At 36.9% G+C, this 13,476-nt stretch carries 7 protein-coding genes; 6 read left to right on the top strand and 1 reads right to left on the bottom strand.

Annotated features, from left to right (window positions below):
* Positions 1-511: 511 nt before the first annotated feature.
* The 5 genes from QM491_RS22545 (at position 512) to QM491_RS22525 (ending at position 9,656) form a co-directional block, all read left to right on the top strand.
* Positions 512-1,123: an RNA polymerase sigma factor gene (locus QM491_RS22545; protein ID WP_283329790.1), complete on the top strand. Its 612-nt coding sequence runs from the start codon at positions 512-514 to the stop codon at positions 1,121-1,123.
* Between the two features lie 108 nt (positions 1,124-1,231).
* Positions 1,232-2,332: a FecR family protein gene (locus QM491_RS22540; RefSeq protein WP_283329789.1), complete on the top strand. Its 1,101-nt coding sequence runs from the start codon at positions 1,232-1,234 to the stop codon at positions 2,330-2,332.
* Positions 2,333-2,549: 217 nt separating this feature from the next.
* Positions 2,550-5,906 (top strand): TonB-dependent receptor, encoded by a 3,357-nt coding sequence (locus tag QM491_RS22535; protein ID WP_283329788.1) that lies wholly within the window; start codon positions 2,550-2,552, stop codon positions 5,904-5,906.
* A gap of 36 nt (positions 5,907-5,942) precedes the next feature.
* The gene (locus tag QM491_RS22530; RefSeq protein ID WP_283329787.1) at positions 5,943-7,577 is read left to right on the top strand and encodes a RagB/SusD family nutrient uptake outer membrane protein; all 1,635 of its coding nucleotides are present in this window, start codon (positions 5,943-5,945) and stop codon (positions 7,575-7,577) included.
* Between the two features lie 345 nt (positions 7,578-7,922).
* On the top strand, positions 7,923-9,656 hold the full coding sequence (locus tag QM491_RS22525) for an alpha-L-fucosidase (RefSeq protein ID WP_283329786.1): 1,734 nt from the start codon (positions 7,923-7,925) through the stop codon (positions 9,654-9,656).
* Positions 9,657-10,131: 475 nt separating this feature from the next.
* On the opposite strand, the gene QM491_RS22520 is transcribed toward QM491_RS22525, so the two are convergent.
* Positions 10,132-10,644 (bottom strand): methylated-DNA--[protein]-cysteine S-methyltransferase, encoded by a 513-nt coding sequence (locus QM491_RS22520; RefSeq protein WP_283329785.1) that lies wholly within the window; start codon positions 10,642-10,644, stop codon positions 10,132-10,134.
* Between the two features lie 322 nt (positions 10,645-10,966).
* On the opposite strand from QM491_RS22520, the gene QM491_RS22515 reads away from it, so the two are divergent.
* Positions 10,967-13,357 (top strand): PSD1 and planctomycete cytochrome C domain-containing protein, encoded by a 2,391-nt coding sequence (locus QM491_RS22515; protein ID WP_283329784.1) that lies wholly within the window; start codon positions 10,967-10,969, stop codon positions 13,355-13,357.
* Positions 13,358-13,476 lie beyond the last annotated feature (119 nt).

Here is a 13,476-nt window from a genome sequence, read left to right as displayed (position 1 = left end):
GCCTAGAGCTTAAAGCGGGTAAAATTTAAGATTGGGCTTTGGGCTTTCAGGTAACGGCTTTCGGCGGTGGGCTTTGGAAAAAGCATGGCTGTGGTTATTAAAAAACATTTTAACACTCTTTGCCTTGTGCCTGTTGCCTAGTGACTAAACACATAACTTAGATCTTATTCTGCACGATTACTTAAATAATCGTGCAGAATAAGATCTAATCAATTTCAGAGGTAATATATTGATAATTAAAAAAATACATTCACAACTCAGCACTAATACCTATCTTATATGTGGGAAAATCTAAGAATTCAACTGCTTTTAGAGGGTGTCTAAAGAGAGTAATTGTTGAATATAAATTGTTGTAGGAGTAATGTTTAGTATTATTTTGCTAAAAAATAATATTTATGATAGTATTTTTTGTATTATTTTACTTAAGTAATTGTGTCATAAATACACGTTGAGTTGTAGATGATGAATAGCTGTGTCGTAATCATTTATAAATTTTATTAATTCTTATATTTTGGCTTTCAATTCCTTGCATAACAGTGATTTAGAAATTTGGCAATCCTTTAAAAAAGGAGATAAGATTGCTTTTGCTAAAATCTATCAGTTACACGCTAAGTCATTATTGAATTATGGCGTAACTCTTCGAATCTCTTCAAATTTATCAGTTGTAGAGGACTGTATTCAAGATTTATTTTTGGAACTATGGCAAAGTAGGGAAAATCTTGCTGACACGGATTCTATTAAGTTTTACCTGTTTCGTGCGCTTAAAAACAAACTCATGCGAACAGTTAGGTATGACTTTTCTAAAAATACGGATGAAATAGATGAAACATTAGGTGCAGATCTTTTCGAAGCTTCTATTGAGAGAATTTTAATAGAGGAAGAAAGCCAAAAAGAACGCTTAGAAAGACTCAAAATGGCATTCGATGGGCTGTCTCAACGCCAACGTGAAGTCATCAATTTAAAATATTATCACCAATTCTCAAATGCTCAGATTGCCGAAATAATGGAGCTGAATTATGCTTCTGTGGGTAATCTCATCCAAAAAGCATTGATGTCTTTACGTCAATCTATACATATTTCTATTCATTTTTTTCTACTTATTTTCTCCTCATTTATTAGATAAATCGCTGATTTATTATCACTTAACTATTTTTACATAGTTGATGTATAAATTTTTTTCAAAAAAATAGGATATATTTTTGTTATTCATGTCATTCTATAATTGACAGCTATGAACTACTCTCATTACAATACCATCGATTTTGTAAAAGACGATTTTTTTTGTCGTTGGGTACAAAATCCAGATAAAAATACAAATACATTCTGGCAAGATTTCATGCGAAATCATCCAGAAAAAAGAACGGTGATTTTAGAGGCAAAATCACTGGTGAAAACACTTGGTACCATGCAAGCTACACCTATTGATGAAGATGCTTCTCTTGAAAAAATATGGAATGGGGTAGAGTTAGAGATGCAAATGTCTGAGAAACCAAGTTATTGGCAAAGGTTTCAATGGCAGCTAGCAGCATCAGTATTGTTACTGATAGGACTAGGGTATTGGACAAACTATTATCAGCGAGAGAATAGAAATTATGAGATTCCGCAATTAGCAAATTACACCAATAAAGAAATTGAATTTGTTGAAAACCAAAACACGACCAATCAACCCTTGAGTATTCAAATGAGTGATGGATCAGAAATAGTACTCCAAAAGCATACACGGATTAAATATCCCAAAGTATTTGAGAAAAGTAAAAGAGAGGTTTATTTGGTCGGAGAAGCATTTTTTAAAGTTAAAAGAAATCCACAAAGACCCTTTATCATTTACACTAAGAAGCTAATCACTCAGGTATTAGGGACAAGCTTTACCATTAAAGCAAACCCTGATATAGAAGAAGAAAGAGTCATTGTTAAAACAGGAAAGGTATCGGTACTTGCACAAGCAGAGGTGAGCGCCCGTAGCGATAAAAGTAACGTTATGAATCCAAATACAATCATCGTTACGCCAAATCAAGAAGTAGTTTATGAGTTATCAAAGGCCAAGTTAGTTAAAAAGATTGTGGAGTTACCTCAGCTACTAGCCAATACTTATGATAATCAAGTATTTATCTACCAAAACACATCCTTAACTAAGGTGTTTTCAGATTTAGAAAAAGCCTATGGTATCAAAATAGTGTATGATTCAAAACGCTATGAAGATTGTACAATTAATGGTAATCTGTCGGACGAAACTATGTTTGACAAGTTGAACAGTATTACAAAAATTACTGGATTGAGCTACCAAGTAGTTGATGCTCAAATAATTATATCAGGACAAGGGTGTAATTACTAATTGTTAGCAAATGTATTTCTTAAACACTATAAAAACCTACAAACAACTATGACGCTAAAAGCATCTAATTATTTCTAAAAAAGAAAAGTCGGCAAATGTTCGCACCATTTACCGACTCCATGTAATTCCCGTTGAAACAATTTTAGGCACTTCTTTCGAGGAAGTGTATGGGAATATTTTTGTCAATTTTTCGAGAAAAACAAAAACGTTACAATTTATGAAAAAAAATCTATTAACGTTAGCAACGTTACTATCCATTATGAAAATTTCAGCTGGACAGATATTTATTGCGATTATTTTCACAACCCTATCGTACGCTAGAGATGTTAGCGGACAAGATATGTTACAGAGAAAGATAACCCTACATATCCAAGAAAAGGGGTTAATCGAAGCGCTTTCTGAATTTGAGAATACCGCAAAAGTAAACTTTTTCTATAGCCCAAATAGTATTGGTGCAAAGCGCAAAATAAGCGTTAACGTCAAAAATAAGGAATTAAAAGAGGTGTTAAATGAAGTATTTACACCACTTGGTATTAGTTATGAAATTCAAGGAAACAGAATCTTGCTAAAAAAGTCCAGTACTCTTTCCGTAAAAAACGACGAAAATATAGACTCCCAAACTGAATATCAGGAGCAAGCTGTTTCTGGTACGGTAGCAGACGAAAACGGAGTTCCTTTAGTTGGGGTAAATATTAGTATCAAAGGAACGACAAGGGGTGCAGTAACCAATGACAAAGGGCAATTTAACGTCAATATTCCAAATGGCTCTAGCATTTTGGTGTTTTCGTATATAGGATATAAAAAGCAAGAAATCCTAGTGGGTAAAGCAACTGAGCTCAATATAAAGTTAGTAGCAGAGCAACAAAGCTTAGATGAGGTAGTGGTTGTGGGTTATGGTACTCAAAAGAAAATCAATTTAACTGGTTCTGTTTCAAGTATTTCTTCTAAAGAAATAGCAGATAGACCCATTACACAATCTTCTCAGGCATTGGCAGGTCTTATGACGGGTGTCTCAGTATCGCAAGGTTCTGGACAACCAGGCAATAACGGTGCAAGTATTACGATTCGCGGTATTGGTTCTTATGGTGCAGGTGGTGGTGCTTTGATACTTGTTGATGGATTAGCAACGTCTATTAATGATGTTGACCCCAACAACATCAAGAGTATTTCGGTATTGAAAGATGCGGCCTCAGCAGCGATGTATGGTAGCCGAGCTGCCAATGGCGTAATTCTTATCGAAACTAAAAGAGGTGAGTCTGGCAAAATGAAAATAAGCTATAATAGCTATGCAGGATGGCAAAACCCCACACAACTACCTGATTTTGTGGAGTCTGCTGAATATGCCAAGTTAAGAAATGAAGCAAATATCAACGCTGGTGCAGGTGTATCTTATACAGATGTTGAAATTGAAAAATTCAGAAATGGATCCGATCCTGATAATTACCCTAATGTCCCGCACCTCAAAAACCTTCTAACTTCAGGAGATGGTTTTCAGAGTAACCATAACTTAAGTTTTATGGGAGGAAATGATAAAACACGATACCTTTTTTCTATGGGTTATCTTCAACAAAATGGTATTGTAGCTAAAAATGGCTATTCAAAATATAATATCCTTTTGAACACTGATACCAAAATCAAAGATAATCTTACGTTAAAGGTGAATTTGTCAGGCTATACTTCCGAAAATCATTCTCCTCGTCAATATGACGGTGGTATGAATAGTATGATAAATTTCGCAGTAAGAGAAGGACCTATTTATGCTGGGAAAAAATCTGACGGAACGTATGGTTATCAAGATAACTACAGTCCTGAAGCATGGATGGCCAGTGAGTCTTTTTACAAAGGAACAAACAAATACTTTTTAGGAAGTAGTGAAATTGCTTGGGAGGTAATCAAAGGGTTAACCTTGAGTGGTAAAGTTGGATATAATTTTTGGAGTTATTATAACAAAGACTATGCTTCAGAATTTGTGTTTAATCCAAACAAAACGGTTGGTCCTAATAATTTAAGCGTATCTTCTGGACAAGGACAGCAATTAACCATGCAGTCGTTAGCAACCTATACCAAACAGATAGACAAGCACTCATTTACGATATTAGGGGGTGTTTCTCAGGAGCAATATGATGATTGGGGCATGTCGGCGTATCGTAAAGATTTTCCAACGAATACACTTTATGAAATCAATGGTGGTTCTGCCACAGGTATGAGTAATTCTGGTTCTGCTTCGGCATGGTCAATGCGTTCATTTTTTAGTAGAGTGAACTACTCGTTTAACAACAGATATTTGTTTGAAGCCAACATGCGTTCAGATGCAACATCTCGCTTCCCAGCAAAAGGTAGATGGGGTTATTTCCCTTCTTTCTCCGCTGGTTGGATTATCTCAGAAGAAGATTTCTTGAAAAATGTTTCTTGGGTTAATACCTTAAAAGTAAGAGCAAGCTGGGGTAAATTAGGTAACCAAAACGTAGGAACATATCCTTATCAGAATATTGTTTCGCTTGGTCAAAACTATTCTTTAGGTGGCGTTTTGGTTTCTGGAGCAGCCACTACCCGACTTAGTAACGCCGATATTACTTGGGAAACTACTACCACTACCGATATTGGTATAGATGCTAGTCTTTGGAAAGGTAAGTTAGATTTTACTTTAGGTGTTTTCAAAAAGCAAACTTCTGGCGTGCTTTACAGTGTAGCCAGCTCTGCTACTTTGGGTCTTAGTACTTCGCCAGTTAACGTTGGCGGTGTAGAAAACACAGGTTTTGAGGCTAGCTTAAACTATCATGCAAACATAGGAAAAGTTAAAATCGGTATATCGCCAAACTTTACGGTTGTTAATAATAAGGTTACTGAACTCGCCAATGGACTTCAGCAAAATATTGGAGCCAATTTATTTGTTGGGCAGTCTTTGGGCGTTACGTATGGTTATGTTGCTGATGGGTTGTTTAAGGATGCTGATGATGTAGCTAAGTACCCTCAACAACCTTATTCTGCACAACCTGGGTTTATCAGATTCAAGGATATTAGTGGTCCTAATGGCGTACCAGACGGTAAAGTAGATGCTACTTATGATAGAACCTTTATCGGAAACACCGTACCAAAATACAATTTTGGGCTAACCCTTACGGCCAATTATAAAGGATTTGATTTCTCAATGCTAGTACAAGGACTTGCTGGTTGGCAAAAACAAATGAATAACTATCAGGCATTTGCCTTCTTTAACGGAGGACAAATCCAGAGATGGCAAGTGGAAAACCGTTGGACAACAGAGAACCCAAATCCAAATGCGCTTTATCCAAAATTAACCAGTCTTAATGAAGGAAGTGGTATTGTCCAAGCCTCAACATTTTGGAATAGAGATGCCAGTTTTGCAAGATTGAAAAACTTACAGGTAGGCTATACATTTAGTAATGAGATGATGGAGAAAATGAAGATTGATAGACTCAGAGTGTACTTTAGTGGACAGAATCTCCTTTCAATTAATTCCTATTATCAAGGATGGGACCCAGAAATGGCACAAAATGGTGGGTTCTATCCCCTCACAAGTGTTTATACTTTTGGTGTAAATGTATCATTCTAAATTATACTGACATATTTTACTAAACGATTGAGAGACATGAAATTCAAATATATATATTCAAAACTACCATCCTTCAAAATAGGCTTACTGTTTGTGCTATACTTTTCGATGGTAGCTTGTAAAAGTGATTATTTCGACAAACAACCACTCGACTCTATTTCAGATGGTACTTTTTGGAAAACAGAAAAAGACGCAAATCTAGCTTTGATTGGATGCTATAATATTGGCGCAGGTTGGTCTGGAGAGGATTTTTGGAATGCTAGAGCGGTGTTTTATCTCGACTTGATGGCAGGGTTGGGTTCAGAAAAAGAGCTGATTCCTGACCATGTTACCGATGGTACGCTGAATGCTTCTTATTGGGTAACGAATAGTTATTGGAGCAATACTTACAACAAGATTGCCAAATGCAATAACTTCTTAGATCATATTGATGCTATTCCGATGGACCAAACCAAGAAGAATATCCTAAAGTCTGAAGTTCGTACGCTAAGAGCTTATTGTCTGTTCAACCTTGCCCTATACTTTGGGGATGTGCCTTTGCCTAAAAAGCTATTAACCTTAGATGAAGCAAACTCTATTTTGCGTACGCCTAAAGCTGAAGTATGGACTTTTGTAGAAAATGAGCTGAAAGAAAGTGCCGCACTATTACCTGCCACTCGTCCTAGTAGTGAAATGGGACGTATTACAGCAGGAGCAGCTTTGGCTATCTTGGGTAGAGTACAAATGGCAGAGAAAAAATGGAGTGATGCAGCCGTTACCTACAAAAAAATCATAGATAGTGGTGTTTATTCGATTGAACAAGGAGGCTTCAAAAAGTTATTTATTCAAACAGGTGAAAATAGCAATGAAATCATTCTTGCTTCGCAATACCATGAAGATACTTACAGCCATGTATTTTTACAATATCTTTATCCTGAGACTTACGGAGGATGGCACCAGTTTTCGCCCTATAACGAATTAGTGCAGTCGTACGAGTGTACTGATGGAAAAACGATTGAGGAATCACCTTTATACAATTCAAATAATCCCTATAATAATCGTGATCCAAGACTTGACCAAACGATTATGATTTCTGACCGTGCGGTATTTAAAGGCGTAAAATACATCTCAAGACCAGAATCAACGTCTCCTGATAGAATGAGTAGATACAATTGGAGTGGCTATTGTGTCAATAAGTTTATGGATTCGACCTTTGCAGGAAACCTGATGAATTATGGTGGTAACTTTACTCTGATTCGCTACGCAGAAGTACTTTTAAGCTATCTTGAGGCAAAAGTAGAAGCTGGAGATGCTATCAATCAGGCGTTATTGGATGAAACTATCAATAAAGTAAGAGGTAGAGTTTCAGTAAATATGCCACCAGTGAAAGTTACAGATGCTGCCTCGTTGAGAACTATCTTCAGAAGAGAGCGTAAAGTAGAATTAGCATTTGAAGGAATACATTATTTTGATATTCTTCGCTGGGGAACTGCCGCAACCGAACTGAACCGACAGTTTACAGGGATGAAACTCACCAATTCTCCTTCTACCTACAAAGATTTTCCTGTAGATAATCAAGGATTTTTGCTTTATCAAAAAAGAGCATTTGTCGCAGGAAGAAATGAGTTATGGCCAATTCCTCAGTCGGAAAGAGACATTAATAAAAACCTTACACAGAATCCTGGATATTAAATATTAGTGCTGAATTATGAGTTCTGAATTGTGAATTGAAAATATAAAACATTGATTATCAAAACATTAAATTCGACTAATACCCTCTAGGGTATAAGCTTTAGGTATTAGGTCAAAAGCTTTATTGAATTCATGGGGAATATTTTTACCGAAATCCCATTGCCGAAAGCCCAAAAATTAAATCTAATGAACTGGAAGCATAAAGTATTGATAATTATTTTTTTACATTCACAATTCACCACTCATAATTCATTAAAATCATATCTCTGTAACCTCTTAGCGGATGAAAACACGTTTTCATTCGCTAAGTTTTTTTTAATTAAAACGCTCATTTGAGCTAATTCCATGAAAAAAATATTCATACTTCTTATTCCCTTCCTATTGCCTGTTTGTATGTATGCACAGGAAAAGAATCCATTACCACCAATTTCAAAGCCTAAACCCGTTGATAGCGAAACTCTAGGGGATTGGAAAACATTTCCAGAAATGAAACTGGATATTCCCATCGCCAAAGGACCTTTTGAACCTACTTGGGAGTCTATTGAAAAAAACTACCCCGGCACTCCGCAGTGGCTTCGTGATGCCAAGTTTGGTATTTGGGTTCACTTTGGTCCACAATCAGCAGGGGAAAGTGGTGATTGGTATGCACGAAAGTTATACAGACCTGATAAAAAAGCTTATGCCAATCATTTAAAAAAGTACGGGCATCCATCAGAGGTTGGGTATAAAGAAGTATTGCGTGACTGGAATCCTGTCAAACTAAATCCAGCGAAACTCACTAAAATATACAGAGATGCAGGAGCAAAATATCTGATGATTCAAGGGGTGCATCATGATAATTATGATTTGTGGAATTCAAAATATCAACCTTGGAATTCGGTCAATATTGGTCCCAAACGTGATTTAATCGGCGAATGGGCAAAAGCTTGTAGAACTGATGGAATGCGTTTTGGCGTAACCTTTCATCATGAATATACCTGGTGGTGGTGGCAAACAGCCTTTGAAAGTGACAAAGAAGGCGAGAAAAAAGGGATTCCTTACGATGGACACCTGACGCTTGCCGATGGCAAAGGAAAATGGTGGGAAGGCTATGACCCTCGAATGCTTTACGGTATCGACCTCCGAGAATACAAAGGAGTAGAACAAAATGCAAATTCAGAATGGTCACCACCACCAGCAGGTATTTTCTCAAACCATCTTGATTACGCCAAGTGGTACACCACTAATTGGGCTTTACGAATGATGGATGTTGTAGAACATTATGACCCAGATTTTATTTATACTGATGGTACTGTACAAGGTCCTTTTACAGGAAATGGCACAGGAACAGGGATAAAAGCTGATGCCATGCAACATGTAATTGCTGATTTCTATAACCGTACAATTCAAAGAAGAGGTAACGTAAATACTTTCAGTATCGTAAAATTCCGTGATAATACCAATGGTACAGTGAATACTGAGGAGTTTGGTGTTCCTGAAAGAATTAATACCGCTCAAACTTGGATTGCTGAAGCACCAGTTGGAGACTGGTTTTATGCCCCCGGTTTTACTTATGATTCGGGAATGATGATTAGATACGTAATTGAAGCCATTGCCCGTGACGGCAATGCCGCACTTTGTATTTCTATACTACCAGATGGTTCTTTAGACGAAGGCAGTTTAAAAATGTTAAAAGAAGTAGGCATTTGGATGCGCAGAAATGGCGCTGCTGTTTATGGGAGCAAGGCTTGGAGTATTCCCGGTGAAGGAGAAATTATCAATAATAAATTGAAAATGTTGCCTGGAGGTGGATTAACGAAAAGACACGCCGAGTTTAAATTTAATGAAACAGATTTCAGATTTACAGTTGGAAAAGACAATGCACTTTACACTTTTTGTATGACAGTACCTGCTCCTAATACAACCATAAAAATAAAATCTTTGGGTTCAAATGCTGGTCATTATTCTCAAAATATAAAGAAGGTTTCTTTACTTGGTCACAAAGGAAAACTCAACTGGAAGCAAGAAGCTGACGGCTTAACAATTACCTGTCCTTCAAAGATGCCTTTTGAAACATCTGTAGTTTTTAAGGTAGAATAACCTAGATTTTTTGGTTTGATTTTATGTATAGCATTAGTGATACATAAAATCAAACCAAAAAAAGCAATTCATCAAGTAGAAGATTCTAAAGATAACCTAACTTTTGTAGCGTGTACATACGAGTTATTTTCCTCATCTTGGTAGCCTAAAACTAATACTAAATACTTTGTAAGTCGTTTTGACTTACCTTCTTATCGCTAATTTTTTAACAACGTATGTCCTTTTTAAAGACTCTTATAACTTCATTTCTCTAAGAAATACTTTGATTTGTGTTCATCTCTTGCTAAAATTTAAGAAATGTTCAAACGTGGCATCACCAAGGTACCCAGTAGCTCCTATAACAGAAATCTTTTAATAAACAGTTGGTAAAGTACTGATTACAAGCAACTTATTTGTGGTATGACAATAAATTAATTAGTATCTTTCCCTTTTCTAATGACTTTAGGTATTATCGAAGTAATCTGAAATAGATATACTAAAAAAGCATTGGAGTTCTTAAGCTACTTTCCAAATCAAGTAACAAAGATTTATTTCTCAATCCTCCTGCAAAACCTACCAGCTTTCCAGATGTTCCTACTACTCTATGACAAGGAACAATAATCGAAATCGGATTCTTATTAAGTGCTCCACCAACTGCTCTCACCGTTTTTATATCACCTAACAAACGAGCTATATCTCCGTATGTTTTTGTTGCTCCATAGGGTATTTTAAGCAGAGCATCCCAAACGCTAATTTGAAAATCCGTTCCGTAGTAATCCAGTGGTATATCGAATGTCGTTCTTTTTTTCTCGAAGTATTCTGCCAGTTGTAATTCTGTTTGCAAAAGAATTGGATTCGCATCATCTCTTTCAGGAATAGGTAGTTTGGTTCGCTGATAATCTTCACTTTCCCATAATATAGCGGTAAGTCCCACGTCTGTTGCTACCAACCTAATTTCCCCTACGGGTGACTGTATATCTTTAAAAAACAGCTGTTTAAATTCTTTCATGTAAAATTGTATTAATGCGCTTTAGGCTATAAGCCGTAGGCATTATGCAGAACAGCTTCTACTATTTCATGAAGAAGCCTACGGCATAACACCTAGAGCTGAAGGCAGGTTACAAAAGTAAAAAGAGATTTGGTAAAATGAGATAAGAAGTGGACAGATTCATAGTAATGAGAGAGTCTATTACTAGAGGTTCAGGATAAAGCAGTATTACAATTCCTAGATGAAATTTAATTTTATCTAAAAAAGTGTTTGGGTATTACGATATTGTTTTGACCTTTAGAAGTAATAATGTTCATCAATATCAAACTATTTCTATCATTTCATGAACAACAAACTATTGACATACTTGTTGACTAACAAGCTTTTACTAATCTTATTCGTGTTTTTGTGTTGTATCACTTCGGCTTGTTTTCTGAGAAATGGAAGCAGTGCATCGACTGATGCTATTGCGGGTGAGATAGATTATAATTATCATATTCGCCCAATTCTCTCCGATCGCTGTTTTCAGTGCCATGGTCCCGATGCCAACAAAAGAGAGGCTAATTTACGCCTAGATACCGAAGAAGCTGCCTACGCAGGTCTTAAGGATAATCCCAAATTTCATGCTATTGTGCCAGGAAAACCCCATGAGTCGGCTGTGTGGTTACGCATTGTTACAAAAGATACTGCTGACATAATGCCTCCATTAAACTCAAATCTCAAACTGACGGAGCAAGAAATCACCTTGATTGAGAAGTGGATTAAACAAGGAGCAAAATACAAACCTCATTGGGCATTTACAGCACCTCAAAAAACTCAGTTACCCAAAGTAAATGATACCGACTGGCCTCAAAGCCCTATCGATTATTTTACTTTGGCAAAAATGGAAGAAAATGGCTTAAAGCCTAATGAAGAAGCGGATAAAGAAAGACTCTTAAAAAGGGTATGTTTAGATATTACAGGACTTCCTCCTTCACTCGAACTACAAGAGCGCTTTTTGAATGACCCTTCCCCCAATGCCTACGAAAAAGTAGTGAATGAATTACTTACTTCGCCACACTATGGTGAAAAAATGGCGATTTCTTGGCTTGATGTTGCACGCTATGCCGACTCACATGGCTATCAGGATGATGGACTACGTACCATGTGGCCTTGGCGCGATTGGGTTATTCATGCTTTTAATAAAAATTATAGTTATAGTAAATTTTTGACATGGCAATTGGCTGGAGATATTATTGTCAAAAATCAAAAAGGCAATCTCCAAAATCCACGCATGAAAGAGGCTGTGTTGGCTACGGGCTTCAACCGTAATCATAAAATTACGCAAGAAGGTGGTGTTATTGATGAAGAGTACAGAGTAGAATATGTGACTGATCGTACCAATACCTTTGGTAAAACCTTTTTGGCTCTCACTTACGAATGTGCCAAATGTCATGACCATAAATATGATCCTATCAAACAAAAAGACTATTATAGCGCGTTTGCCTTTTTCAATCAAGTGCCCGAAAAAGGGTTATTTGGTACTATTGATGCTTCTTTTGCCGATCCTCCCAACCTTAAATTAACGAGTAAGGACGTAAAACGTATTTTGAATTTTATCAATAAAAGAGATACCGCCGATGTTTCAGTAATGGTAATGCAAGATGCGGATACTCTGCGAAAAACGCATGTACTGAGTCGTGGGAATTATGACCAACCTTCTGAGCTTGTTGAGGCTCAAATGCCTAATTTTTTATTGCCATTTAATCAAAAGAAATATTCGAAAAACCGCCTTGGTTTAGCCCAATGGCTTACAGATGAGAAAAATCCTCTTACAGCAAGAGTTTTTGTCAATCGAATATGGCAAGAGTTTTTTGGACGTGGGATAGTCAAAACTGTAGGGGATTTCGGTATGCAAGGGGAGTTGCCGTCTCACCCCCAGTTACTCGATTGGCTTGCGGTAGACTTTCGTACCAATCACTGGAATATCAAGCGCTTGGTAAAACAAATTGTCATGTCAGCTACTTACAAACAATCGGCTGCTATCACCAAAGAACATTTAGCCAAAGATCCTGAAAATGTTTTGCTGGCTCGTGCGCCTCGTATGCGTCTCTCGGCCGAGTTGGTACGTGATTTTGTACTCACTACAAGTGGTTTGTTAAGTCCTGTGATTGGTGGACCAAGTGTAAAACCGTATCAACCCAAAGGACTTTGGGAGGTAGCCACATCGGGACGAGGAAGTCTCAAAAGTTATATACAAGATCATGGCGATAGTCTTTACCGAAGGGGCATGTATGTGTTTATCAAACGTACCGTTCCACCGCCTTCTATGTTGATTTTTGATGCTTCAAACCGAGACCAATGTGAAGTAAAACGCTCAAGAACCAACACGCCATTACAAGCATTAGTGATGCTAAATGACCTCGTCATTTTAGAATCGGCCAGAGTATTAGCAGAAAAAATAGCACTTGAAAATAGTTCTAATGAAGATAAAATCAAAAAGGCTTTTCGCACGGTTCTTTGTCGAAATGGAAAAGAAAAAGAGCTGACAATATTTGAAAAATATTTTACCAGTGAAAAAGAAGTATTTAGTCAAAATCCTCAAAAAGCACTGAAACTCCTGAAAGTAGGAGAGAAGCCGTCCTTGTTGGCGTCGGCAAAAACGCAGGATAAGACCAATTTACGTCCTACAGCCGCAGCCCTCATGCAATCGGTACTTATGATGTATAATCTCGAAGAGGCAATTATGAAATAAGCTGTCAGCTATGGGCATACGGCAGAAAATATTCACCTTTAATAGATATCCTTTAAGTAATAGGATAGATTAAATTAATAGTATATCTGAGGTGTAATTTGACTATAACCTTTTGATTA

Source organism: Flectobacillus longus (assembly GCF_030056705.1).
Taxonomy (GTDB): domain Bacteria; phylum Bacteroidota; class Bacteroidia; order Cytophagales; family Spirosomataceae; genus Flectobacillus; species Flectobacillus longus.
This window is presented reverse-complemented; position numbering and strand designations above follow the sequence as displayed.

What these genes read in the sequence shown, in the direction of transcription:
- QM491_RS22540 (WP_283329789.1), top strand. Translation starts at nt 1,232, where the DNA reads ATGAACTACTCTCATTACAATACCATCGATTTTGTAAAAGACGATTTT.
- QM491_RS22535 (WP_283329788.1), top strand. Translation starts at nt 2,550, where the DNA reads ATGAAAAAAAATCTATTAACGTTAGCAACGTTACTATCCATTATGAAA.
- QM491_RS22530 (WP_283329787.1), top strand. Translation starts at nt 5,943, where the DNA reads ATGAAATTCAAATATATATATTCAAAACTACCATCCTTCAAAATAGGC.
- QM491_RS22525 (WP_283329786.1), top strand. Translation starts at nt 7,923, where the DNA reads ATGAAAAAAATATTCATACTTCTTATTCCCTTCCTATTGCCTGTTTGT.
- QM491_RS22520 (WP_283329785.1), bottom strand. Translation starts at nt 10,644, where the DNA reads ATGAAAGAATTTAAACAGCTGTTTTTTAAAGATATACAGTCACCCGTA.
- QM491_RS22515 (WP_283329784.1), top strand. Translation starts at nt 10,967, where the DNA reads ATGAACAACAAACTATTGACATACTTGTTGACTAACAAGCTTTTACTA.